Raw genomic sequence first — 24241 nt, forward strand, 5'->3', positions numbered from 1 at the left:
AGACCACCGCGTAGCGTCAGGCTACACGCGGCGTCGGGTTTAGGGGCGGCTTCGCCACCCAGCGCGGGGCAAGCCCGCTCACTACAGAAACCCATTCGTTACCACGATTCCTGCTTGATCCAGGGCTTCGCGGGTGGCTTCTACCAACTCAAGCGCGCCGGGCGTGTCGCTGTGCAGGCAGATGGAATCGAATTCGATAAACACGTCTTCGCCTTCTACGGTGCGCACCAGACCGGTCTGGCACGCACGCAAGACTCGCGCCGCGACCGTTGCCGGATCCAGCGCCCGGACCTGGCGGGTAAACACGATGGAGCCGCTGAGATCGTACTCACGGTCAGCATAAAACTCGCGCACCACCGGTTGTCCCAGCTCCGTCGCGACCCGCCAGATCACCGAATTGGGCATGCAGTAGAGCAACAGCGTCGGCTCGAGGAGTTGCAGGTGCTGCACCAGCAACCGCGCCGCTTCTTCATCGCGGGCGAGGTGCATATACAGCGCGCCATGGGGTTTGATGTGTTGCAGGGTCATGCCCTGGGCCCGTGCGATTTCACGCAGGGCGCCGAGCTGGTAGAGCATGTCGTCGACCAATTCCTGGGCCGGCGCGTTGATGTGGCGACGGCCAAAGCCGACCAGGTCCCGAAAGCCCGGATGCGCGCCGATGGCCACGCCCAATTGCTTGGCCCGCTCGACCGTACGACGCATGGTGCCGGGGTCGCCGGCGTGAAAGCCGGTGGCGATATTGGCCGAGCTGATGTACGCCATCAGCTCCGCATCCACACCGTCGCCGATGGTCCAGGGGCCGAAGCCTTCGCCCATGTCCGAATTGAAATCCACTGCCTGCATCGAGGTCGCTCCGCCTAAGTGATGCTGGAAAAGTAGGCTGCGGCTTGACCCCTTGGGAAGATCTATTATCAGATGGCCCATCTTCTGAAAATCAGATAGACCTACATTTTGGAGAGGCCGATGTCCCTGACCCTGCGGCAAGTCCGCTACTTCGTCGCCACCGCCGAAATCGGCCAGATTTCCCAGGCGGCCATCCACCTGAACATCTCTCAGTCGGCGGTGACTACGGCAATCAAGGAACTGGAAGCCATGCTCGGCGTGCAGTTGTTCGTGCGCTCGGCCCAAGGCATGAACCTGACCGACGCCGGCCGGCACTTTCTCAACCGCGCCTATGTGATTCTGCGCAGCGTCGATGACGCGCTGAACAGCCCGCTGCCCGACTACCGCGCCAGCGGCGTGCTGCGCCTGGCCGCCAGTTACACGGTACTCGGCTACTTCCTGCCGCACCACTTGCAGCGCATGGAACACTGGCACCCGGACGTGACCATCGAGGTCTTCGAGCAGGAGCGCCAGGCCATCGAACACGGTTTGCTCGACGGCCAGTTCGACATGGCCGTGGTGCTCACCGCCAACCTCACTCACCCGGATATTATCTCGGAAATCCTGTTCAATTCGGAACGCCGCCTGTGGCTGCCCAGCCATCATCCCTTGTGCGAACGTGGCGCCGTGAGCCTGGCCGATGTGGCCCGCGAGCCCTATATCCTGCTCACCGTCGACGAGGCCGAACACAGCGCCATGCGCTACTGGGAACAGGCCGGGCAAACGCCCCAGGTGCGGCTGCGTACCAGCTCGGTGGAGGCGGTGCGCAGCATGGTCGCCAACGGCAGCGGCGTGGCGATCCTGTCGGACCTGGTGCATCGGCCCTGGTCATTGGAAGGCAAGCGCATCGAAACCCTGACGGTGACTGATCCGGTCACGCCGATGAGCGTGGGCCTGGCCTGGCACCGCGAGCGCACATTCACCCCGGCGATGCAGGCGGTACGCGATTACTTCCACGATGCGTTCCTGGCCCCGCAGCAATTATCGGCGCGGCGTTAGAGCTGGGATTGCAACGTTGCCGCCAGCCAATCCATGAACACCCGCACGCGCTGCGGCAGGTGCCGTTGGCCCGCATAGAGCAGCGATACATCCAGCGCTGGCGCGGGGTAATCCGGCAGCACTGCGACCAGTTCACCGCTGGCCAATAAATCACCGATGCCCAAGGCCGGCACCTGAGTAATCCCGAAGCCCCCCAGGCACGCCGCTTTGTACGCATCGGTGCTGTTGACCGTCACGCGCCCGGCCATGGCAATACGCTGCACCTTGTTGCCCTGCACGTATTCAAACCCCGCCGAACGCGCGCCCAGTGGTCGCACGTAATGCACCAACTGATGCCGCGCCAGGTCGGCCAGGGTCTCGGGCACGCCATGACGTTGCAGGTAGGCCGCGCTCGCGCAGTTGATCATCGGCAGGCTGCACAAACGCCGTGCCACCACCGTCTGGTCCGGCTGTGCGCCGACCCGCAACACGCAATCAAACCCCTCGGCGAGCAGGTCGACCTGGCGGTCGGTGGTGCTGATTTCCAGCTCGATCAACGGGTGCGCATCCATGAATGGCGGCAGGCGCGGCAGGATCAATTCCCGCGCCATCACGTTGGGCATGTCGACTCGAATACGCCCGCTGAGTTGCGCTTCATCCTGGCGAAACAGCCCCTCCAGCTCCTCCATGTGCGACAGCAAATCCTTGCTGCGCTCATACAGCACACGCCCGTCCTGAGTCGCCTGCACCGTGCGCGTAGTGCGCTGCAACAGGCGCGCGCCGAGCAGTTCCTCCAGCGCCTGCACGTGCTCGGACACGGTTGAACGCGGCAAGCCCAGGCTCTCGCCGGCCTGGGTAAAACTCGACAGTTCGGTGACGCGCACGAAGGTGCGCAGCAGCTCAAGTTTGTTCATGGGATTGTTCGCCTTATCCGGCCAGTGATTCCGGTATAGCGCTGTTTATCACGATATGGCCGGACAAATAAACTTCTCCCAACGCTCAATCCCAGAGGACATCACCATGACCCGCAAAATCGCATTGATCACCGGCGCCAGCCGCGGCCTGGGCAAAAACACCGCGTTGCACTTGGCAGCTCAAGGCGTCGATATCATCGGCACTTACCACAGCAAGGCCGATGAAGCGCAGGCGTTGGTCGCCCAGATCGAACAACGGGGCGGCCGCGCGGTGATGCTGAAACTCGACGTGAGCCAAAGCGCGACCTTTGGCGATTTCGTCGACGAGGTTGCCAGCGCACTCAAGGATGTTTTCGCACAGGATCACTTCGATTTTCTGATCAACAACGCCGGTATCGGCATTCACGCCAGCTTTGCCGACACCACCGAAGCGCAGTTCGACCAACTGGTAGCGATTCAATTCAAGGGCCCGTTTTTCCTCACCCAGAAGCTGTTGCCACTGATCCGCGACGGCGGCCGCATCCTCAATATCTCCAGCGGCCTGGCGCGTTTCAGCCTGCCCGGCTACGCCGCTTACGCCGCCATGAAAGGCGCCATGGAGGTGCTCACCCGCTACCAGGCCAAGGAACTGGGTGGGCGTGGCATCAGCGTCAATATCCTCGCCCCTGGCGCGATTGAAACCGACTTCGGCGGCGGCGCGGTACGCGATAACGCCCACCTCAACGCAATGGTCGCCAGTAACACTGCACTGGGCCGCGCCGGCTTACCGGACGATATCGGCGGAGCGATTGCCAGCCTGCTGGCCGACGGTAGCCACTGGATCACCGGCCAGCGGATCGAGGCCTCGGGCGGTATGTTTCTGTAGGAGCTTGTCGCGCAGCACGTCATACCCCCAGTGATACACATAGGTGTACGGCAGGAAGAACAGCAGGACACCGATGTCGAGCATAAACGCCTGCATCAGGCTGATATTCAGCCACGCCGCGATCAGCGGCACGGCCACGATAATCAGCCCGCCTTCAAACATCAGCGCATGCAGCACCCGCGTCCAGCCACCCGCGGGGAGTTGCAGGCGCACCTTGAGGCGGTCGAACAGGCTGTTGAACACGATGTTCCAGGTCAGTGCCAGCAGGCTCAGCCCCAAGGTCACCGCGCCCATTTCCAGGGCCGGCCTGCCGGTGATCCACACCAGCAGCGGTGTACAAATCAACAACGCCAAGCCTTCAAAGCCCAGGGCTTGGCAAACACGTTCAGTAATCGACTTGGTAGGGCTCATAACCTGCGCTCCATGAATGACGAGGGTTGCCATGATCACGCCCTGACTCGATACTTCATAACCAATAACCATCGACCAAGGCGATAGACATGGCGTCCAACGAAGTGCTGCAAGCGTTTGTCCAAGCGGCCACCCAAGGGTCGTTTTCCGCCGCAGCGCGCAAGCTGGGCAAGAGCCAGTCCACCGTCAGCGCGGCGGTGGCAAGCTTGGAGATCGACCTGGATGTGGTGCTGTTCGATCGCAGCAGCCGCAAGCCGACGTTGACGCCAGCCGGCCATGTGCTGCTGGAACGAGCCGAGCAGGTGCTGGAAGCCAGCAGCCGCCTGGAACTGGCGGCGAGTCAGTTAGCCCAGGGGTTGGAGCCGAGGCTGACGATTGCGATGTCGGACACGTATCAATCGCAGCGTTTTGAAACCGCGATCATTGCGTTCGCCGAGCGTTACCCCGACCTCGAACTGGAATGGCTGATCGCCGAATGCGACGACCTGATCGACCTGGTGCAAAGCGGCCGGGCGCAGATTGCGTTTATCGAACAGCAGGACGTCTACCCGCCTGACCTGACACGCTCGCCGGTGCAGGAGCGCACCGAGATCGCGTTGTTCGTGTCGCCGCAACATGCCTTGGCCAGCCTCGACAGCGTCGACCACCAGACCTTGAAACACCATCGCGAATTGCGCTTGGCGAGCATCGTCAAACCTTACGACAACCGCGCCGCTGGCCGGGTCTGGTCCGCCGCCAGTTACCTGATGTTGATGGAGATGGCCCAGCTGGGTTTCGGCTGGGCGCCCCTGCCCCGCTGGCTGGTGGAGCGTTTTGGCAACGCCAGCCTGCAGGAACTCAAGGTGCGCGGCTGGCCACGCTCGGTCACGGTGGATGCGTTGTGGTCGCGCCAGCATGCACCGGGGCCGGCAGGGAGTTGGTTGTTGGCCACGATGCTGGAGTGAGCCCTCTGGACAATGAAGACAGTGTGGGAGCGGGCTTCATTGTCTGGGGGATTGGAGTTCGGCCAGGCGTTGTTCGAGGAAGCGTTTTTCCAGGGTTTGCTGGGTCAGTGACAGGGCTTTTTCGTAGGCCGTGCGCGCCGCTTCGACACGCCCCAGTTGCCGACAGAACTCGCCCCGCGCCGAATGCGCCAGGTGGTAATCCTGCAACTCGCCGCGCGCCAGAATCCCCTCTACTTGCTGCAACCCCGCCAGCGGGCCATCGCGCATGGCCCCCGCTACGGCGCGGTTCAGTTCGATCACCGGTGACGGCATTGTCCTGAGCAGCACATCGTAGAGCCCGACGATTTGCGGCCAGTCCGTCTGGTCTGCACGTGTGGCTTCGGCATGCACCGCCGCGATGGCGGCCTGCAGCCCATACGGGCCAAAGCGCCGGGCGCTCAGCGCCTGCTCCGCCAACGCACAGCCTTCGGCGATCAGGGACGCATCCCACAGCGAGCGGTCCTGTTCATCCAGCAGCACCAATTCGCCACTCGCCGAGGTGCGCGCCGAGCGTCGGGACTCGTGCAACAGCATCACCGCCAGCAGCCCCATGACTTCCGGCTCGGGCAGCAACGCCATCAACAGACGCCCCAGGCGGATAGCTTCGCGCGTCAACGCTTCACGGGTCAGGTCAGCGCCCGTGGAGGCCGAATAGCCTTCGTTGAACACCAGGTAAATCACGCGCAACACGCTGTCGAGACGCTCGGGCAGCTCCGCCAGGGACGGCACCTGATACGGAATGGCGGCCTCGCGGATCTTGCCCTTCGCCCGCACGATACGTTGGGCGATGGTGGCCGGCGTGGCCAGAAACGCCCGAGCGATTTCCTCGGTGGTAAGGTCGCAGATCTCGCGCAAGGTCAGCGCCGCCTGGGCGTCGGCCGCCAGCGCCGGATGGCAGCAGGTGAAGATCAGGCGCAGGCGGTCGTCTTCCACGTCTTCATCACTCCAGTCAGCCGCCTCCAGCGCATCGGCCTGCGCCTGCAGCAACGGGGTAAAACGCGCCTGGCGGCGCAGACGGTCGATGGCCTTGAAGCGCCCGGTCGAGACCAGCCACGCGCGTGGGTTGTGCGGCACACCGTCCAGCGGCCAACGTTGCACCGCGACGAAAAACGCTTCGTGCAGGGCTTCTTCGGCCAGGTCGAAGTCGCCGAGCACGCGAATCAGCGTCGCGAGCACCCGCCTTGATTCGCTGCGATAGATCGCCTCGACCGAAAGGGTCAATCGCGCATGCCTTGGGTGACCAGGATTACCAGGCGGTCGAGACTCTGACCCCAGCCATCGTGAAAGCCCATGGCTTCGTGGGCCTGTTTGTCTTCGGCACGCCAATGCATGGCGCGGGCGGTGTAGAGGGTCTTGTTGCCCTCGACCTCCTGCAGGGTCACTTCGGCGGTCATGAACGGCTTGCCCGACGGAATCCAGCCCGGCGTAAAGGCGTCGGTAAACACCAACCGCCGTGGCGCGACGATCTCCAGAAACACGCCCTGGGTCGGGTATTCCGTACCGTCTGGCGCACGCATCAGGGTGCGAAACAGGCCTCCGACCCACAGGTTCATTTCGCACTCGGGGGTGGTCATGCCGTGGGGGCCCCACCATTGCTGGAGCAAGGTGGGCTCGGTCCAGGCACGGAACACGCGGCTTCGCGGTGCATCGATCACGCGGCTGATGGACAATTCAAACTCGGCAGGTTGCGTAGACATGGGGTAAACCTCTTGAGTCTTATGGTTGTTGTTCAGAGATTCAATTCGCGCACGGGGCGCACTTCCACACTGCCGACCCGGGCGGCCGGAATGCCGCCGGCCACCTGGATCGCTTCGTTCAGGTCCCGCGCCTCGATCAGGTAGAAGCCGGCGAGCTGCTCCTTGGTCTCGGCAAACGGCCCGTCGGTGATCGACACCTTGCCATGGCGCATGCGCACGGTGGTGGCGGTGGTGACCGACTCCAGCGCTTCGGCGGCCAGCATGCGGCCACTGCCGTGAACGGACGCCGCATAAGCATGGCATTCCGGGTCCTTGGGGCTGTCGGGCAGACTGTGCAGCAACGCTTCGTCGCTGTAGACCAGGCACAGGTATTTCATGACGTTCTCCGTTTTCGGACTACTGACTATAGATCGCGATGGTCAAGGTTTCAGGTCGAACAGACCGGTGCCGGTTTCCATGTCGAAAGGCGCAGACCAGTGCTCATGCACCACTTTCCATTGGCCATTGATGCGCTGGTAACCGGCGGTCACGCGCATCCAGCAGGTTTTAAGCACGCCATCCGGCCCGGTGCCACCACAGTGGGCGAGCCAGTGGGCAAAGGCGCTGTCGTCGGCGGCGACGATATGCAGCTCATGAAAGTCAAACACGCCGGGGCCGGGGCAAAACTCCATGCAGGCCTGCCAGTGCGCCTGGTAAGCGGCCTTGCCCTTGAATTGCAGGGCGCTGACGGCGTCGAACGCGACGATATCGTCGGCGTAGAAGCTGACAATTTTCTCGACATCCTTGGCGGTGACGGCGTGTTTCCATTGTTCGATCAGGGTGTTGATGGCGGTGCTCATGGTGATACTCCTTCGGGAGGAAAAGCGCGGAATACACCCTTAATCGAATAAGCCAGCAGCAAATCGACAACCCACTGAAAAATAATTTCGCCCCCGGCAAACCCGCTAGAATCCAGGCCTCTTTGTAGGATTTCGGATGCGCCACTGATGGAAACCCGCCTCGTCCCCTATGAGACGCTGAGCCTTGTGCAGAAACAGCACCTCGACACCCTGCAAGTGCATCCCGAGCAACTGGCGTACTCCGGCGATATTTACTGTGCGCTGAACAGCCTGCTGGTCAACCCCAACCCCAACGCCATCAAAGGCTTCGCCCTGCTCGCCGACGACCTGCCCGTGGCCTTCCTGCTGCTCAAACGCCCACCGTGCCTGCCCCATTGGGCGGATGAGCACAGCGCGACCTTGCATGCGTTGCAGGTGGATCGGCATCAACAAGGGCGCGGGTTCGGCAAGGCCTGCTTGCAGGCGCTGCCGGCGGCGGCACTGGACGCGTGGCCGCAGATCAAGGGCCTGGAGTTATCGGTGGACGCGGACAATGTGGCGGCGATGGGGTTGTATCTCAGGGCTGGGTGGGTGGATAGCGGGGAGGCGTATAAGGGCCGGATTGGGCATGAGCGCCGGCTGGCGTTAGTATTTTGAACGGTAAGGAGGAGCTAAGCATGCTGACAACCCTCGAACAACTCGAAACCCTCTATGGCCTCCCCCACGAGCGCGCCGTGCGCAAGGAAATCCCGTTTCTCAACGAGGACTACCAGGCCATGGTGCGGGCGTCGCCGTTGGTGGTGGTGAGTTCGTCCGGGCCGGACGGCATCGACGGTTCGCCGCGCGGCGATGTGCCTGGGTTTGTGCGGATTGTGGATGAGCGCACCTTGGCGATTCCGGACCGGCCGGGGAACAATCGCGTGGATACCTTGCGCAACTTGGTCCAGGACCCGCGGATTGCGTTGCTGTTCATCATTCCAGGGGTTGGCGAAACCTTGCGGGTGAACGGCCGGGCGCAGATTTCCATCGAGCCTGAACTGCTGGAGAGTTTTGCGGTGAATGGCAAGCCGGCGCGGTCGGTGATTCTGGTGCAGGTGGAGGCCGCGTATTTCCACTGTTCCAAGGCGTTTGTGCGCTCGGACTGCTGGAACCCGGAGAAACATTTGGACCGCTCGGCGTTGCCGTCAGCGGGAGCGTTTCACAAGCGGCTCAATGATGGGCAGTTTGATGCCGAGGCGTATGACCGGGAGATGCCGGAACGGGTCAGAAGTACGTTGTACTGATGTCCCGTAGGAGCCGGCGTGCCGGCTCCCACAAGGGTCGCGGTCAGCCTCTTTCGCCTACCGGCAACCAGATTTCCACCGTCCCGGTGCCCTTGCGCCCGTCAAAATCGGCACTGTAGCGCTCGAAATCCGCGCCCATCACCTTGTAGCCCGAATGCGGCAGCCATTCGAACATGATGCGCTCGTACGTTTGTTCCAGTGCCTGCACCGGCCCGTAATGCGGGAACACGGCATAGTTGAGCGGCGGAATCTCGATGGACTCGAAGTTGCTCGGTACGTCGCCCTTGGTCGGGACCTCGACACCGGCCATGTAGTCGAATTCGCCATGCTTGGGGTTGTGGCAAACGCCATACGCCTCACCGCCAACCCGTTTCTTGATGTCCTTGATGCAGGTATCGAACAATTCCCACAGCTTGGGGATATCCCCCACGGTGGCCTTTGAGTAACGCCCTTGCACCCCGGCGATCACCAGGGCTTTACCGGCTTCCATGCGTGGCTCTAACGGTTGTTTTGTCTGCTGATCCATACGAACAGTCTCCTTCTTATGAGGGAACAAACCCGTATCGAGTATAGGGGCATATCCGCGCTGGACTCCATGCAGAAAATTTTCCTACGCATCTGGACAACTGGCCATCATCGACCGTATTGTCTGCCCCGCAGGCCACCGCAGTGGCCGACGTCGCTCGGACGGTTCCGGGCGCTTACGTACTCTCGAGGCAACAATGGCAGACCAAGGTTCGCCGCGCCGCTTTGCGCGCATAGATCGACTCCCCCCTTACGTTTTTAATATCACTGCCGAGCTGAAGATGGCTGCGCGTCGGCGCGGCGAAGACATCATCGACTTGAGCATGGGTAACCCGGACGGCGCCACTCCCCCGCATATCGTGGAGAAAATGGTCACCGTCGCCCAGCGTGAAGACACGCACGGCTACTCCACGTCCAAAGGCATTCCGCGCCTGCGCCGGGCGATTTCGCGCTGGTACAAAGACCGTTATGAAGTGGACATCGACCCCGAAACCGAGGCCATCGTCACCATTGGTTCCAAGGAAGGTCTGGCGCACTTGATGCTGGCCACCCTGGACCAGGGCGACACGGTGTTGGTGCCGAACCCGAGCTACCCGATTCATATCTACGGTGCCGTGATTGCCGGCGCCCAAGTGCGGTCGGTGCCGCTGGTGCCCGGCGTGGACTTCTTCGACGAGCTGGAGCGGGCGATTCGCGGCTCGATCCCCAAGCCAAAGATGATGATCCTCGGCTTCCCGTCCAACCCCACCGCGCAGTGCGTGGAGCTGGACTTCTTCGAGCGCGTGATTGCGCTGGCCAAACAGTACGACGTGCTGGTGGTGCATGACCTGGCCTACGCCGACATCGTCTACGACGGCTGGAAAGCCCCGTCGATCATGCAGGTGCCGGGCGCCAAGGACATTGCGGTGGAGTTTTTCACCCTGTCCAAGAGTTACAACATGGCCGGCTGGCGCATCGGCTTCATGGTCGGTAACCCGGAACTGGTCAACGCCCTGGCGCGGATCAAGAGTTACCACGACTACGGCACCTTCACCCCGCTGCAGGTGGCGGCGATTGCGGCGCTGGAAGGCGACCAACAGTGCGTGAAAGACATCGCCGAGCAGTACCGCCAGCGCCGCAATGTGCTGGTCAAGGGCCTGCATGAGCTGGGCTGGATGGTGGAGAATCCGAAGGCGTCGATGTACGTCTGGGCGAAGATTCCCGAGCAGTATGCCGCCATGGGGTCGCTGGAGTTTGCCAAGAAATTGCTGCTGGACGCGAAGGTGTGTGTATCGCCGGGGATTGGCTTTGGCGAGTATGGCGATGACCATGTGCGCTTTGCGCTGATCGAGAACCAGGACCGCATTCGCCAGGCGGTGCGGGGGATCCGGGGGATGTTCAGGGCGGATGGGTTGGCCCAGAAAGCCTGACCCGATCCACCTGAAGAAATGTGCTCAACATGTGGGAGGGGGCTTGCTCCCGATAGCTGTGGGTCAGCTACAAATAAGCTGACTGATCCACCGCCATCGGGAGCAAGCCCCCTCCCACAGTTTTAATTGGGTTTTCAGCCCTGCTTCATCGGGTGTCTGTCAGACCACCAACGACAGCAACATAATGAAGATCAACGCCACGACCGACAGAATGGTCTCCATCGCCGTCCACGTCTTGAACGTCTCAGCCACGGTCATATTGAAATACTGCTTCACCAGCCAGAACCCCGCATCGTTGACGTGAGACAGAATCAACGACCCCGCCCCCGTTGCCAGCACCAGCAGTTCACGGTTAACGCCTGGAATCATCCCCACCACCGGCACCACGATGCCCGCGCCGGTAATGGTTGCCACGGTGGCCGAACCGGTTGCCACACGAATCACCGCCGCCACCAGCCACGCCAGCAGGATCGGGTTGATCTGTGCGTTCACCGCCATGTGGCCGATCACGTCACCCACGCCGCTGGTCACCAGCATCTGCTTGAAGCCACCACCGGCACCGATGATCAGGATGATCGCGGCGGTCGGCGCCAGGCTGGCGTCAAGCAGCTTGAGGATCTGCTTGGAATGGATGCCCTGGCGATGGCCAAAGGTGTACAGCGACAGCAGCAACGCCAGCAGCAGCGCGGTGATCGGGTGACCGATCATGTCCATCCAGTTGCGCACCACGTTGCCTTCGGCAAACGCGATGTCGGCGAAGGTTTTCAGCAGCATCAGGAACACCGGCAGCAGCACGGTGACCAGGGTGATGCCGAAGCTCGGCAACGACTTGTTATCGGTCTCGCGGGCCAGTTGGTCGACCAGTTCCTGGGACGGGTTGCCCGGGATGTACTTGGCGATGAACGTACCGAAGATCGGGCCGGCAATGATGGCGGTCGGCAAGGCGACGATCAGGCCGTACAGGATGGTCTTGCCGATGTCCGCGCCAAACACGCCGATGGCCAGCAGCGGGCCGGGGTGCGGTGGCACCAGGCCGTGTACCGCCGACAGGCCGGCCAGCAGCGGGATGCCGATCTTGATCAGCGACACACCGGTACGGCGCGCGACAATGAACACCAGCGGGATCAGCAGCACAAAGCCGATCTCGAAGAACAGCGGGATGCCCACCAGGAACGCGGCGAACATCATGGCCCACTGGACCTTGTCCTTGCCAAAAGCGCGGATCAGGGTCTGGGCGATCTGATCGGCGCCGCCGGACTCAGCCATCATCTTGCCGAGCATCGTGCCCAGCGCGAGGATGATGCCGACAAAGCCAAGCACCCCGCCGAAGCCGTCCTGGAAGGCCTTGATGATCTTGTCCACGGGCATGCCCGAGGTCAGGCCGAGGAAACCTGCGGCGATGATCAACGCAATAAAGGGGTGAACCTTGAACCGGGTGATCAACACGATCAGCCCGATGATGGTGACGACTGCATCTAACAGCAGGTACGACTCGTGGGACATGCCAAACATGGGGGGTCTCTCCTGTTTGTTGTTGTTATTAAAGCGGGTGTTGAATTTCCTGCCGGGGATAGCGCTATCTTTTCCGGCAAAAAATTATTTGGATGGTTCAAAACCGTGTTTCAGCCACCAGGCATTGGTCTGCTCGGCCAGCTCCTGGACGCTGTCTTCGCTGGCGTTGAGGGCCAGGGTCAGCGGCTCGCCTTTGGGCGACTCAAGGGTGGCGAACTGGCTGTCGATCAGGCTTGCCGGCATGAAATGGCCGGGGCGATGGGACACGCGGTCAGCGGCCACGGCGCGGGTCAGTTCCAGGAAGACGAAACCCAGGCCCGGCGCGGCTTCGCGCAGGTGGTCGCGGTATTTCTTTTTAAGCGCTGAACAGGTGAGTACGGGATGCTCGCCCGCTTTCAGCGAACGGCGCAGTTCATCGCACAGGATGTCGAGCCAGCCGGCGCGGTCGTCGTCGTTGAGGGGGTGGCCGGCGCTCATCTTTTCGATGTTGGCGGCGGGGTGAAAGCTGTCGCCTTCAATGGCGGTTGCACCGTTCAGGCGGCACAGGGCCTCGCTGACGCTGGACTTGCCACAGCCGGAAACACCCATGATGACCAGGGCGGTAACAGGTTGACTCATGGAACACCTCAGGACGCAGATAGCGCTACCTTTGCACGCTGTAAGGCTAGTGCAAAAACAGGCTTTTCCCGCGCCGTCTTGTCTTTTTTTATGGAGTGACGCGTGCATCCGCTCCAACGCGTTGAACAGGATCAGGCAACCCTTTGTTCAAGAATTTGCAGCCCTTTGGAGACAGCGCTACCTTAGTGCCTCGATTTTTGTTTGGCAAGCCGCCTGATGACCTCTAAGAACGATAAAAAAATGCGCACTACCGGTCGCCCGACCCTGAACGAAGTCGCCCGCCTGGCCGGCGTCAGCCCGATTACCGCCTCCCGTGCCCTACGCGGCATCAGCACCGTCGCCACCGAACTGGTGGAAAAAGTGCAACACGCCGCAGCCGAACTGAACTACGTGGTCAACCCCGCCGCCCGCGCCCTGGCCTCGGCCCAGAGCCATTCGGTGGTGGTGCTGGTGCCGTCGCTGTCCAACCTGCTGTTTATCGAAACCCTCGAAGCCATCCACCAAGTGCTGCGGCCCAAGGGCTTTGAAGTGCTGATCGGCAACTCCCACTATTCGCGCGATGAAGAAGAAAACCTGCTGCGCAACTACATGGCCTATCAGCCACGCGGTTTGTTGCTGACCGGGTTTGATCGCACCGAAAGCGCCCGACGGATGGTCGAGGCCAGCAATGTGCCGTGCGTGTACATGATGGACCTGGACCCGAACGCCGGCGTGAACTGCGTGGGGTTCTCGCAGCTGGCGGCGGGCGAGACGGCGGCAGCGCATTTGATCTCCCGCGGGCGCAAGCGCCTGGCGTACATCGGTGCGCAGTTGGACCAACGCACCTTGCTGCGTGGCGAAGGTTTTCGCCGAGCGCTGCAACAGGCCGGCCTGTACGACCCGGCGCTGGAGTTGCTGACGCCACGCCCCTCCTCCGTGGGCCTGGGCGGCGAGTTGTTTTTACAGTTGCTGGCGGCGCATCCGGACGTGGACGCGATCTTCTTCGGCAACGACGACCTGGCCCAGGGCGCGCTGCTGGAAGCCCTGCGCCATGGCATCAAGGTGCCTGAGCGTGTGGCGGTGCTGGGCTTCAACGACTTGCCGGCGTCGTCGTTCATGGTGCCGCGCCTGAGCAGCATCAGCACCCCGCGTGAAGCGATTGGCCGGCGGGCGGCGGAGCATTTGTTGACGATCATGGCGGGCAACAAAATCGCCAAGCCGGTGGTGGACATGGGGTTTGAGTTGCAGGTGCGGGAGAGTACGTAGGACGCCTGTAGGACGCGACTGACATTGCGGTAAGCGCCTTGCCAAGAGGCGGGCCATGGCAAAACACACCCCCCTGCACCTAATGCCAGTCAGTTAAGACGTAGAAAGGGTAAAAAATAACCTGTGGCGAGGGAGCTTGCTCCCGCTGGGCCGCGAAGCGGCCCCAGCTCTTTGTTTCAAAAGACTGGGACTGCTGCGCAGTCCAACGGGAGCAAGCTCCCTCGCCACAGGTACAGTGTTTGCCCTTAACTGACTGGCATTACCCCCTGCACCTGTCAACTTTGACAGTAGGCAACCGCAGATGTGTGCGTTACAAATACAGCCAATGGATAAGCAAAGCCTATCCAGCTTTCACTTAGAAAGGATATCGCCATGAACATTAAAAAATCAATTACAGTCAAGGGTTCAGTCAACGCCGACGTCAACTTGCTGACCGATGGTTTTAGGTCTACGCAAGTTGAATTAGCCAATGCTAGTGCCTCTAGCAAATTCATCTCTTCCCAAGACAAGGCATTAAACCGTTTTCTATTCTGGGTGAATAACGATATCGTTCCAGGAACCTACAACTTCGAAGACACAAACGAAGTACAAGCCACTTACATTCACGCCTGTGATGGCTACCAGCTGAATTACCGCCCCGATAGCGGTTCAATTACTATACTAAGCGTCGACTTTATAAATTCCAAAATCCAAGCCACATTTAATTTCACGACACAACCGGGAGATCCTTACCCTGAGTTGACGGTGAAAAACGGGCTGATTGATATTTCTGGCCGGCAGAATTAATAGTCCAAACACACTCAACGACCGCCTGTATCGGCAAGAGCGAGTGGTGACATAAAGTTCTTGTCGCAGGCTAATAACTTAACGACTTCATCAAATCTCTTACTCACTCCATTTCCGATATTGCCCACAGGCTCCTTCTGATCACCGCGCTGTTAAGGCCCTACTCGGTCAACCTGTGGGAGGGGGCTCCCGATTGCAGTGTGTCAGCAAACATAAATGCCACCGACGCACCGCTATCGGGAGCAAGCCCCCTCCCACATTTTTCACTGTGCCCACTTGGAAATATCGCCGTGGCGGCCTGCCCCTGCTAGATTGATCCTTCTCCAAATGCCAGGGAAGCACCATGGGCCACTCACTGAAAATCTTGGGTCGCACGTCCTCCATCAACGTGCGCAAAGTACTCTGGACCTGCCAGGAACTGGGCATCGACTACCAGCGCGAAGACTGGGGCATTGGCTTCAAGCCCACCCAGTCCGCCGAATTCCTCGCCCTGAACCCCAACGCCCAGATCCCCGTATTGATCGACGACCACGGCGTGCTGTGGGAGTCCAACACCATCTGCCGCTACCTCGTGAACCTCTACCAACGGCATGACCTGCTGCCCGCCGAACCCGCACCGCGCGCGCGGGTCGAGCAATGGATAGACTGGCAAGCCGTCGAACTCAACCGCGCCTGGGGCGATGCCTTCACAGCCTTGGTACGCGGCAACCCGGAGGGTCTGGACGCGACGCAGATTGCCGCCGCTGTGCAGCGGTGGAACGACAAGATGGGCATTCTGGAACACCATCTGACCAAGACCGGTGCCTACGTGGCCGGCGACGAATTCACCCTCGCCGATATCCTGATCGGCCTCTCGGTACACCGCTGGCAGATGACGCCCATGGAGCGCCCGCCCTACCCCGCCATCGCGGCGTACTATCAACGCCTCAGTCAGCACGCTGGCTTCAAGGCCTTTGCCCTCGACGGTCACAACTAAACCAAGGACGACACCGTGAAAGGACTCAACGTACTGCTGACAGGCGCCTGCGGCAGAATCGGCAAGACGTTTTTCGAAGGCTCGAAAGACCGCTACCGCTTCACCCTCACCGATCGCATCGCGCCAAATTTCAACGTGGGCGAACACCGCTTCGTGCACGCCGACCTCAGCGATCAATCCAGCCTGGCTGCCCTGCTCGACGGCATCGACGTGATCGTGCACCTGTCGGGCATCCCCCATGCCAGCGCCTCGTTCGACGAGTTGCTGCCCAACAATATCCTCGCCACGACCTACCTGTTCGAAGCCGCTGTGAACGCCGGGGTAAAACGCCTGGTATTCGCCAGCAGCGCGCAAACCATAGAAGGCTACCCGGTGGATCGCCAGATCACACCCGGCATGCCCGTACTGCCCGCTAACCTGTACGGCGTGAGCAAATGCTACGGCGAGGCGTTGTGCGGCTACTACGCGGCGAAAACCCCGCTGTCGACGATTGCCCTGCGCATCGGCGCCTTCGAGTTCCCCGAAACCCACGACCTGAACAACGCCCGCGACCTCAGCGCGTGGCTCAGCCCCCGTGATGCGGTGCAGTTGCTGCAACGTTCGGTGGAGGCCGAGGGCGTGAAGCACTTGATAGCCCATGGTATTTCCAATAACCGCTTCAAGCGCTTGGATTTGAGCGAGACCACGCGGGTGCTGGGTTACCATCCCCAGGATGACGCGTTTCAAACATTCGAGATTCCGATCACTTATTGAGTTTCCCCATGCCCACACTCTCCAGTACCGACGGCATCGACCCCCTCCGCGCCGCCCACATCAGCGCGCGCATCGACCGTCTGCCCGCCGTCGCTACCGTTTGGCGCTTGGTGGCGCTGCTGTCGATTGGTGGTTTTTTCGAGCTGTATGACCTGTTCCAGACCGCCTACATCAGCCCCGGCCTGATCAGCGACGGGATTTTCCACACCGGCAGCGAAGGCGTATTCGGCTTCTCGGACCAGGCGGCCTTCGCCTCTGCGACCTTCCTGGGCCTGTTCCTCGGCGCCAGCCTGCTCAGCCCCATCGCCGACCGTTTTGGGCGCCGGGCAATCTTTACCTTTGCGTTGATCTGGTACACCGTCGCCACCGTGTTGATGGGCATCCAGACCTCTGCCTTGGGCATCATCTGCATGCGTTTCCTGGTGGGCATCGGCCTGGGCATCGAGCTGGTGACCATCGACGCCTACCTCTCGGAACTGGTGCCCAAGCGCATGCGCAGTTCGGCGTTTGCCTTTGCGTTTTTTATCCAGTTCCTGTCGGTGCCGGCGGTGGCGCTGATGTCGTGGTGGCTGGTGCCGCAGGCGCCGTTCGGCATCTCGGGTTGGCGCTGGGTGGTGCTGTCGAGCGCCGTGTTCGCGTTGTTTATCTGGCAACTGCGCAAACGCCTGCCGGAATCACCGCGCTGGCTGGCACAGAAAGGCCGCTTTGACGAAGCCGGGAAGATCATGGACAACCTGGAAGCGCGCTGCCGAAAGGATCACGGCAAACCGCTGGACGAGCCCGAACCGCAAGCCGTCAGCGTGCAGGGCAGCGGCCGCTTTGCCGACATCTGGCAACCGCCGTACCGCCGCCGCGCGTTGATGCTGATCGTGTTCCATGTGTTCCAGGCCATCGGGTTCTTCGGCTTCGGCAATTGGCTGCCCGCGCTGCTCTCAGGCCAGGGCGTCAGCGTGACCCACAGTTTGCTCTACGCCTTCATCATTACCCTCGCCTACCCGCTGGGGCCGTTGTTATTCGTGAAGGTGGCCAACCGCTTTGAAAACAAATGGCAGATCGTCGGCTCGGCCCTGGGCGCCGTGATCTTCGGCAGCCTGTTTGCCCTGCAAACCACGGCGGTGGGGCTGGTGATCTGCGGGGTGATGATCACCTTCTGCAATGCCTGGCTGAGCTTCAGTTATCACTCGTACCAGAGCGAACTGTTCCCGACCAACATCCGCGCACGGGCGGTCGGGTTCTGTTACTCGTTCAGCCGCTTGTCGACGGTGTTCAGCAGCCTGTTGATCGGCTTTATCCTCGAACACCTGGGCACGCCGGGCGTACTGGCGTTTATTGCCAGCAGCATGTTGATCGTGATGATCACCATCAGTTGGTTCGGGCCACGCACGCGTAACCTGGCGCTGGAAAATATCGCCCATTGACGGCAATGAATGGCCGCCGGCAGGACAACCTTTGCCGCGGCGGCCACAGCTTCCCCAGTAAAACCGGGGACTTTGACCCCGGCACGTTACTTGCTCCTCCTGAGGCACCGAACATTTCCCCAGGTGACCGATCATGCTGGTTAACAACAACACCCAAGCCGTGTCGACCCTTCAACAGATCAAACGGCCCGACATGGACCCCGCCAACGCCGCTGCCAGCGCGCTGTACAGCGGTGCCTTGCAAGCTGCGCAGCAAAGCGTGACCGTGCCGGCCGCGCAGAAGGAGTTGGACAAGGCGACTGACCGTATCGACGAAGCCTTCGCCAAGACCCGCGTGCAGTTGCAGACCACCACGGAGGCCGTTACCGCCTCCACGGCGACAACAGACGTGCCGAAAACCGGTTCGACCACCAGCACGGCGCGGTCCGAGTTCACCGATTACATGAGCAAATCCCCGGCCGAGCGCATTCGTGAGCAGTTGCTCAAGGAGCAGGGTTTGACCGAGGCGGATGTGCAGAACATGTCGCAGGAAAAGCAGGACGCTATTTCCAAGCAAGTGGCGGAACGCTTGAAGCAGCAGCAAGAGCAGCAGGTAGCGGCGAAGACCACTGACCCGCAGGCGCGGGCGGTAAAAGAAACCCTGGCCGCGATCTAAGCCCCTTAGCCTGTAGTGAGCGGGCTTGCCCCGCGCTGGGGGGGCGAAGCCGCCCTAAAACCAATCGCCGCATTCCGCCTGACAGAATGCGGCGTTTTTATTGGGGCGGCTTCGCCCCCCAGCGCGGGGCAAGCCCGCTCACTACGCAAAGCGTGCTCGGGGTTACTGCAACTGCAACGTGGAATTGAACTGCCCGATCGCCTCCACCACATGCCGTGAGCCTTGCTGAATCTCCAGGATCACCTGCCCCGCTTCGTTCGCCAACTCTACACCCAGCCCTGTGCGGCTCAAGCTCGATTGCATGCTCGACACGGCGCTCAGGGACAGGTCGTGGTTCTTGCGCACCACATCAACAATTTCCACCGTCGCCTGGCTGGTCCGCCCCGCAAGGCTGCGCACTTCGTCGGCCACCACTGCAAACCCGCGCCCATGCTCACCGGCCCGCGCCGCTTCAATGGCAGCGTTGAGCGCCAGCATATTGGTCTGCTCGGCAATGCTGCGGATGGTCTGCACAATGGCGCCGATGATGTCCGACTGCTTGCTGACCGCGTCGATACTCACGGCCGCCTGGTTCAGGTCGAGGGAGATTTCTTCGATGATCTGCACAGTTTGCTGCACCACTTCCGACCCCTTACGGGCGCAGGCATCGTTTTGCACCGAGGTGGCGTGAGCCGAGTCAGCGGCGCTGCGCAGGGTGGTGACTTGGTCGGTGATGTCGCTGGCGAACTTCACCACTTTGTACAAGCGGCCATTGGTGTCGAAGATCGGGTTGTAGGAGGCTTCCAGGAACAGCGTCTTGCCGTATTTGTTTTTGCGCTCGAAGCGGTGCGAGTGGTACTCGCCGCGGTTGAGGGACGCCCAGAACGCCTTATAGGCGGGCGACTCCACTTCGCTGCGGTGGCAGAACAGGCTGTGGTGCTGGCCGACGATCTCATCCAGGGAGTACTGCACGGTTTTCAGGAAGTTTTCGTTCGCGTTGATGATCTGGCCCTGGGGCGTAAATTCGATCACCGCCATGGAGCGGCCGATGGCGTCGATCAGGCTCTGGTTTTCATGCTCATGGTGAACCCGTGAGGAAATATCCGACGCGACTTTGATCACGCTCAACACGTGATTGTCTTTGTCCAGCACCGGCATGTAGCTGGCTTCGAGCCAGACTTCCTGGCCCTGTTTGTTCAAGCGCATAAAGGTGCCACTGAGCGCCTCGCCCCGCGCCAGGTCACGCCACAGCTTGGCGTAGGCGTCGGTTTGGGTGTAGGCCTCGTCGCAAAAAAGGCGGTGATGTTTGCCGCAAATCTCCTCGGCGCTGTAGCCCATGGCTTTGCAGAAGTTGTCGTTGGCGTCGAGGATCACGCCACTGGGGTCGAACTCGATCATGGCCATGGAACGGCTGATGGCGGCGAGTTTGGCGTTGGATTCAGTGAGCGCGCAGGAGAAACGTTCGATTTGTTGCAGGTCGGATGTGCGATGGCGGTTGAACATGGTCAGATCACCCTTGATTACCGGCGCCCAGAAGGCGCATTCCATTCATTTGTTGGCTATTGCTGGCACACCTTCATGGGGAAATAACCATCCAAATCGCTTTATATGCCAAGCGTCATCAACGGTTCTGGATGAGCATAGACACGGCTTGGCGCTATGCAAGGCCACTAGTCAGCCAGCATTTTTAACAATGCGCCGGCGGCAGCAGAGGGCGGACAGTGTTGCGCTGCGACCAGGGAGAACTCGCGGTGCACGGGCACGGCCAGTGGCATCACACGCAGGCCCTGGCGTTGGACTGGCAGGGTCATTTCCGGCACCAGGGTCACGCCGACACCTTCGCGAACCAGGCTGAAGGCACTGCTCCACTCGCGCACTTCCACGCGAATATCAGTCAGCGTCAGCCCGGCATCAGCGCCCAGGCTGCGCGCATTGGCGGTGCAGCCACCAGTGGCCAGTACAAAGGGCTGTGCCAGCAATTCCTCCAGCGTCACCGTGGCCTGCGCCGGACGTTGGGCGAGCGCGTGCTGCACCGGCAACACCGCCAGCCAATTGTCCCGCCCCAACACCGTGGCATTGCGCCCAGGATGGGGGTTGAGCACTACGCCGAAGTCGATCAGGCCTGCGTCGAGCAACGTGTTCACTTCGTTGTCGGTGACTTCAAGGGTGGTGACCTCTATACCGGGGTGAAGCTGCGCGAAGCGTTGTAACAACGGAGTGAGATAGGCCACCAGCACCATGGGGAAACTTGCAATGCGAATACTCCCACGCAGCATGGGCCTGGCTTCGTCCACGGTGCTGCGAATCGCCTGTAAGGCTGTGAGCATCACCCGCGCCTGCTCGACCACACTCAAGCCCAAGGCAGTGGGCAAGGTCTTGCGCGGCTCGCGGGTAAACAGCTGCGCACCCAGTGATGCCTCCATACCGGCCATGGCCTGGCTGGCGGCGGATTGGGTCATGCCCACATGCTCGGCGGCGGCGGTGATGCTGCCGTGATCGGCCACCGCCACCAGCAGGCGCCAATGCATCAGGTTCATCATGGCAGTAGCGATCCTTATGGCAGGGGTCTGAAGGTTTAATTTTACGCAAGGTGCCACGCCCACGAGACTGGCGCAAACTCAACGGAGCTGCCCCAGATGAAACTGTATTTCGCCCCCCACGCCTGTTCCCTCGCCCCGCATATCGTCCTGCGCGAATTGGCGTTGCCGTTCGACCTGGTGCGGGTTGATAACCAGGCCAAAACCACCGCCGATGGCGAGGATTTCCTGCAGATCAACCCCAAGGGCTACGTCGCCGCGCTGAGGCTGGACAATGGCCAGGTGCTGACCGAAGCCAGCGCGATCCTGCAATACTTGGCCGACCTGAAACCCACCGTCGGCCTGGCCCCGGCCAATGGCAGCTGGGAGCGCGTGCGGTTGCAGGAATGGCTGAATTTTATCGCGACCGAAGTGCATGGCGGGTTGGCGGTGTTCTTCAACGACGCCATCCAGGGCGAGGTGCGTGCCCTGTTCCAGGCCACCCTCTTCAAGCGTTTCGCGGTGCTGGTGCAGACGCTGGAACGCCAGGATTATCTGTTGGGCACCGCATATTCGGTAGCGGACGCCTACCTGTTCGTGGTGCTGCGCTGGGCAGGGTTTCACGCTATTGATCTGGGCGAGTGGCCGGCGCTGGCGGCGTTTCAGCAGCGGATCGGCGCACGGCCGGCCGTGATTGCCGCCCTGGCAGCAGAAAGCCGATGAACTGAAATGCAATCAACCTGTGGGAGCGGGCGTGCTCCCACAGTTGATCGGCTTCGCTGCAGAGAACGGGTTTCAAGCGGCCATCTGGGGCTTACGGTAGAGGCTGGAAAATCTTGCAGAGGGTTTGCTTCCAAGCGTGTCACTCAGTGACCGAACAGGCCTGTCTCAGTTTTCTTGGCTTTTTTGTCGGCGCGTTTTTCATCTGCGGTCTTTGCCGGTTTCTTCTTCGCGGCTTTCTTTGAATCCATACCTTTGGCCATGATGCGTGCTCCACTGACAGGGGATGTAGCAGTGGGTATACCACCTATTGCAAGACAGAAGGCGCTTATAATCCCCGGCCCTTGATAACGCTTGCCTGAACACCATGCCCCCATTGCACATCGAACCGCTGGCAGAGCCGCTTTGGCCGTTGCTGAATAAATTTTACCGCAGCCACAATTCGCCGATGAAGGCGCTCAAGGGCGGGCGTTTGTGGGTGGCGCGCGATGGCGAGATTGTCGCGGGTCTGTGCCTCACACCCGTGGTCGGCGGGCAGTGGCTGACCGGAGTGTTTGTTGATCCGGCCTATCGCGGCCAGGGGCTGGCCGCGCGGGTGATCGAGGCGGCGGTGGCCGATGTCGAAGGTACGGTGTGGTTGTTGTGCCATCCGGACTTGGAGGGGTTGTATCAGCGCATGGGGTTCAGTCAGGACACGCTGTTGCCGCAGTCTCTCAGCGAACGGCTGGTGCGCTACAAACGCAACAAACCGATGATCGCGATGGGCTTAGATCGTTTGGTGAGGTCGACCTCGGATAATGTGTGATCCGAGCGTACAGGGCCCATGCTAGCCTCGGCGGCACAGTGGCCCTTTACAGGATGATCATGAAAACCACACTCGCAGCTCTGTCCCTCACCGCCCTGCTCGCCCCGGTTTTAAGCCAGGCAGCCGAAGCCACCTTCACCGCCCAGCAGTACCAGAGCGTGCTCGCCGGCAGTTGGCGCGACCCGGCCAACAGCGCCCGCGACGGTTATCGCCATCCGCGACAGACACTGGCGTTCTTTGGCCTGGGCGCCAAGCAAACCGTGATCGAGATCACCCCCGGTGGCGGCTGGTACAGCGAGGTGCTGGCACCGCTGCTCAAGGATCACGGGCATTACATCGCGGCGGTGCAGGCCGCGAGCAGCAGTGCCTATGCGCGCACCTCGGAAGAGAACCTGAAAAAGAAATTCGCGGCTGACCCTGTTCGGTACGGCAAGGCTGAGGTGGTCGAGTTCGACCCCAAGGCGCCGGTGTTCGGCAAACCCGCTTCGGCAGACGCCGTGCTGACATTCCGTAATGTGCATAACTGGGTCGCGGCCGATACCGCAGCGAAGACGTTCAGTGCCTTCTACACCGTGCTGAAACCGGGTGGCGTGCTGGGCGTGGAGGATCATCGGGCCAAGGAGGGGGCCGATCTGGACGCGATCAAAGACAGCGGTTACCTGACCACGGCCCAGGTGGTGAAACTGGCGACGGATGCCGGGTTCAAGCTGGCGGGACAGAGCGAAATCAACGCCAACCCGAAAGACACCAAGGACTATCCGGCCGGGGTGTGGACGTTGCCGCCGACATTGAAATTGGGGGAGCAGGATAAGGCCAAGTATGTGGCGATTGGCGAGTCGGATCGGATGACGTTGCGGTTTGTGAAGCCGGCCAAATAACCCGACTTGAAAGGCGTTCCAACAGTGGGAGCGGGCTTGCTCGCTCCCACCGTTGGGTCTCATTGGGCCTGAACGCTAGGCGTCGGCCGTGGGATCCATGTCTGGAAACATCACCTCGATAAACCCGAACTTGCTGAAGTCAGTGATCCGCGACGGGTATAACCGGCCGATCAAGTGATCGCACTCATGCTGCACCAACCGCGCATGAAAACCATCGGCAAACCGCACGATAGGTTCGCCCTTCGGATCAAACCCTTCATAGCGAATCTGCTGGTAACGGCTCACCGCGCCCCGCATGCCGGGCACGGACAGGCAGCCTTCATACCCCTCTTCAAGCACCGGGCCCAGCGGCGTGATCAGCGGGTTGATCAGGATCGTCTGCGGCACCGGCGGCGCGTCCGGGTAGCGTTCGCTGGCCTCGAAACCGAAGATCACCAATTGCAGGTCTACGCCGATCTGCGGCGCGGCCAGGCCGACGCCGCCCACGTGTTCCATGGTCTGGAACATGTCATCAATCAATTGCCACAGTTCGGGGCTGTCGAACATTTCCGGCGGAACCGGAGGCGCGATACGCAGAAGGCGTTCGTCGCCCATTTTAAGGATTTCACGAATCAT

28 protein-coding genes and 1 pseudogene are annotated in these 24241 nt (G+C 61.2%); 15 read left to right on the plus strand and 14 right to left on the minus strand.

The window, feature by feature from the left end; all coding sequences use genetic code 11:
* Window positions 1-81: 81 nt before the first annotated feature.
* Window positions 82-843, minus strand: coding sequence for a 5-oxoprolinase subunit PxpA (locus AO064_RS13635; RefSeq protein WP_064053682.1), 762 nt, complete (start codon window positions 841-843; stop codon window positions 82-84).
* Window positions 844-963: 120 nt separating this feature from the next.
* Here AO064_RS13635 and AO064_RS13640 point away from each other — a divergent pair, with 120 nt between their 5' ends.
* Window positions 964-1881, plus strand: a complete 918-nt coding sequence (locus AO064_RS13640) for a LysR family transcriptional regulator (protein WP_015885512.1) — start codon at window positions 964-966, stop codon at window positions 1879-1881.
* Here the strand turns inward: AO064_RS13640 and AO064_RS13645 are convergent.
* A complete protein-coding gene (locus tag AO064_RS13645; RefSeq protein WP_064053683.1) occupies window positions 1878-2774 on the minus strand; it encodes a LysR family transcriptional regulator in 897 nt (298 codons plus the stop codon). The two genes, AO064_RS13640 and AO064_RS13645, sit on opposite strands and share 4 nt — an antisense overlap.
* A gap of 106 nt (window positions 2775-2880) precedes the next feature.
* Here AO064_RS13645 and AO064_RS13650 point away from each other — a divergent pair, with 106 nt between their 5' ends.
* The gene (locus tag AO064_RS13650; RefSeq protein WP_064053684.1) at window positions 2881-3639 is read left to right on the plus strand and encodes an SDR family NAD(P)-dependent oxidoreductase; all 759 of its coding nucleotides are present in this window, start codon (window positions 2881-2883) and stop codon (window positions 3637-3639) included.
* On the opposite strand, the gene AO064_RS13655 is transcribed toward AO064_RS13650, so the two are convergent.
* On the minus strand, window positions 3538-4050 hold the full coding sequence (locus tag AO064_RS13655) for a multidrug/biocide efflux PACE transporter (protein WP_064053685.1): 513 nt from the start codon (window positions 4048-4050) through the stop codon (window positions 3538-3540). The genes AO064_RS13650 and AO064_RS13655 overlap by 102 nt on opposite strands.
* A gap of 89 nt (window positions 4051-4139) precedes the next feature.
* Between AO064_RS13655 and AO064_RS13660 the strand changes: the two genes are divergently transcribed.
* Window positions 4140-4994, plus strand: a complete 855-nt coding sequence (locus tag AO064_RS13660) for a LysR family transcriptional regulator (RefSeq protein WP_015885515.1) — start codon at window positions 4140-4142, stop codon at window positions 4992-4994.
* Between the two features lie 36 nt (window positions 4995-5030).
* On the opposite strand, the gene AO064_RS13665 is transcribed toward AO064_RS13660, so the two are convergent.
* Genes AO064_RS13665 through AO064_RS13680 form a run of 4 tightly spaced genes read right to left on the minus strand, consistent with a single transcriptional unit; the run spans window position 5031 to window position 7569 of the window.
* Window positions 5031-6254 carry an RNA polymerase sigma factor gene (locus AO064_RS13665; RefSeq protein ID WP_064053686.1) on the minus strand — a complete coding sequence of 408 codons (1224 nt, stop codon included), beginning with the start codon at window positions 6252-6254 and terminating at the stop codon, window positions 5031-5033.
* Window positions 6251-6730 carry an SRPBCC family protein gene (locus AO064_RS13670; RefSeq protein WP_064053687.1) on the minus strand — a complete coding sequence of 160 codons (480 nt, stop codon included), beginning with the start codon at window positions 6728-6730 and terminating at the stop codon, window positions 6251-6253. Before AO064_RS13670 ends, AO064_RS13665 begins: the two co-directional genes overlap by 4 nt.
* Window positions 6731-6762: 32 nt before the next feature.
* Window positions 6763-7107 carry a YciI family protein gene (locus AO064_RS13675; RefSeq protein WP_064053688.1) on the minus strand — a complete coding sequence of 115 codons (345 nt, stop codon included), beginning with the start codon at window positions 7105-7107 and terminating at the stop codon, window positions 6763-6765.
* Window positions 7108-7149: 42 nt separating this feature from the next.
* Window positions 7150-7569 (minus strand): YybH family protein, encoded by a 420-nt coding sequence (locus tag AO064_RS13680; protein ID WP_015885519.1) that lies wholly within the window; start codon window positions 7567-7569, stop codon window positions 7150-7152.
* A 147-nt stretch (window positions 7570-7716) separates the two neighbouring features.
* Here AO064_RS13680 and AO064_RS13685 point away from each other — a divergent pair, with 147 nt between their 5' ends.
* Window positions 7717-8205, plus strand: coding sequence for a GNAT family N-acetyltransferase (locus tag AO064_RS13685; protein ID WP_064053689.1), 489 nt, complete (start codon window positions 7717-7719; stop codon window positions 8203-8205).
* 20 nt (window positions 8206-8225) lie between these two features.
* Entirely contained in the window at window positions 8226-8831 is a 606-nt protein-coding gene (locus AO064_RS13690; RefSeq protein ID WP_064053690.1) for a pyridoxamine 5'-phosphate oxidase family protein, read from the plus strand.
* 43 nt (window positions 8832-8874) lie between these two features.
* Here AO064_RS13690 and AO064_RS13695 read toward each other — a convergent pair whose 3' ends face one another.
* Window positions 8875-9357: a GyrI-like domain-containing protein gene (locus AO064_RS13695; protein ID WP_064053691.1), complete on the minus strand. Its 483-nt coding sequence runs from the start codon at window positions 9355-9357 to the stop codon at window positions 8875-8877.
* Window positions 9358-9553: 196 nt separating this feature from the next.
* Between AO064_RS13695 and alaC the strand changes: the two genes are divergently transcribed.
* A complete protein-coding gene (gene alaC / locus AO064_RS13700; RefSeq protein WP_015885523.1) occupies window positions 9554-10765 on the plus strand; it encodes an alanine transaminase in 1212 nt (403 codons plus the stop codon).
* A gap of 159 nt (window positions 10766-10924) precedes the next feature.
* Here the strand turns inward: alaC and AO064_RS13705 are convergent, their stop codons facing one another.
* Window positions 10925-12277 (minus strand): GntP family permease, encoded by a 1353-nt coding sequence (locus AO064_RS13705; RefSeq protein WP_015885524.1) that lies wholly within the window; start codon window positions 12275-12277, stop codon window positions 10925-10927.
* 84 nt (window positions 12278-12361) lie between these two features.
* Entirely contained in the window at window positions 12362-12895 is a 534-nt protein-coding gene (locus AO064_RS13710; protein WP_064053692.1) for a gluconokinase, read from the minus strand.
* 213 nt (window positions 12896-13108) lie between these two features.
* Here AO064_RS13710 and gntR point away from each other — a divergent pair, with 213 nt between their 5' ends.
* The 6 genes from gntR (at window position 13109) to AO064_RS13740 (ending at window position 18728) form a co-directional block, all read left to right on the plus strand.
* The gene (gene gntR, locus AO064_RS13715) at window positions 13109-14140 is read left to right on the plus strand and encodes an HTH-type transcriptional regulator GntR (RefSeq protein WP_162471082.1); all 1032 of its coding nucleotides are present in this window, start codon (window positions 13109-13111) and stop codon (window positions 14138-14140) included.
* 372 nt (window positions 14141-14512) lie between these two features.
* Window positions 14513-14926 carry a DUF6252 domain-containing protein gene (locus AO064_RS13720; RefSeq protein ID WP_064053693.1) on the plus strand — a complete coding sequence of 138 codons (414 nt, stop codon included), beginning with the start codon at window positions 14513-14515 and terminating at the stop codon, window positions 14924-14926.
* 343 nt (window positions 14927-15269) lie between these two features.
* Window positions 15270-15902 (plus strand): glutathione S-transferase family protein, encoded by a 633-nt coding sequence (locus tag AO064_RS13725; RefSeq protein WP_064053694.1) that lies wholly within the window; start codon window positions 15270-15272, stop codon window positions 15900-15902.
* A 15-nt stretch (window positions 15903-15917) separates the two neighbouring features.
* Entirely contained in the window at window positions 15918-16655 is a 738-nt protein-coding gene (locus AO064_RS13730; RefSeq protein WP_064053695.1) for an NAD-dependent epimerase/dehydratase family protein, read from the plus strand.
* Window positions 16656-16663: 8 nt separating this feature from the next.
* A complete protein-coding gene (locus AO064_RS13735; RefSeq protein WP_064053696.1) occupies window positions 16664-18073 on the plus strand; it encodes an MFS transporter in 1410 nt (469 codons plus the stop codon).
* A 133-nt stretch (window positions 18074-18206) separates the two neighbouring features.
* Window positions 18207-18728: a hypothetical protein gene (locus AO064_RS13740; protein ID WP_015885532.1), complete on the plus strand. Its 522-nt coding sequence runs from the start codon at window positions 18207-18209 to the stop codon at window positions 18726-18728.
* A gap of 162 nt (window positions 18729-18890) precedes the next feature.
* Here AO064_RS13740 and AO064_RS31805 read toward each other — a convergent pair whose 3' ends face one another.
* The 3 genes and pseudogenes from AO064_RS31805 to AO064_RS13750 form a co-directional block, all read right to left on the minus strand.
* Window positions 18891-19460: a methyl-accepting chemotaxis protein gene (locus AO064_RS31805; protein WP_405121918.1), complete on the minus strand. Its 570-nt coding sequence runs from the start codon at window positions 19458-19460 to the stop codon at window positions 18891-18893.
* Window positions 19434-20255 (minus strand): annotated as a pseudogene (locus AO064_RS31810) (PAS domain-containing protein); the annotation flags it as partial. The gene AO064_RS31805 and the pseudogene AO064_RS31810, both read right to left, overlap by 27 nt.
* A gap of 122 nt (window positions 20256-20377) precedes the next feature.
* Window positions 20378-21247: a LysR family transcriptional regulator gene (locus tag AO064_RS13750; protein WP_064053697.1), complete on the minus strand. Its 870-nt coding sequence runs from the start codon at window positions 21245-21247 to the stop codon at window positions 20378-20380.
* A 96-nt stretch (window positions 21248-21343) separates the two neighbouring features.
* Between AO064_RS13750 and gstA the strand changes: the two genes are divergently transcribed.
* The 3 genes from gstA (at window position 21344) to AO064_RS13765 (ending at window position 23626) form a co-directional block, all read left to right on the plus strand.
* A complete protein-coding gene (gene gstA, locus AO064_RS13755; protein WP_064053698.1) occupies window positions 21344-21946 on the plus strand; it encodes a glutathione transferase GstA in 603 nt (200 codons plus the stop codon).
* A gap of 364 nt (window positions 21947-22310) precedes the next feature.
* Window positions 22311-22748 (plus strand): GNAT family N-acetyltransferase, encoded by a 438-nt coding sequence (locus AO064_RS13760; protein ID WP_064053699.1) that lies wholly within the window; start codon window positions 22311-22313, stop codon window positions 22746-22748.
* A gap of 59 nt (window positions 22749-22807) precedes the next feature.
* Window positions 22808-23626 carry a class I SAM-dependent methyltransferase gene (locus AO064_RS13765; protein ID WP_064053700.1) on the plus strand — a complete coding sequence of 273 codons (819 nt, stop codon included), beginning with the start codon at window positions 22808-22810 and terminating at the stop codon, window positions 23624-23626.
* 75 nt (window positions 23627-23701) lie between these two features.
* On the opposite strand, the gene def is transcribed toward AO064_RS13765, so the two are convergent.
* Window positions 23702-24241: a peptide deformylase gene (gene def, locus AO064_RS13770; protein WP_015885538.1), complete on the minus strand. Its 540-nt coding sequence runs from the start codon at window positions 24239-24241 to the stop codon at window positions 23702-23704.

The sequence above is a fragment of the Pseudomonas marginalis genome, assembly GCF_001645105.1.
Classification (GTDB): Bacteria; Pseudomonadota; Gammaproteobacteria; order Pseudomonadales; family Pseudomonadaceae; genus Aquipseudomonas; species Aquipseudomonas petroselini.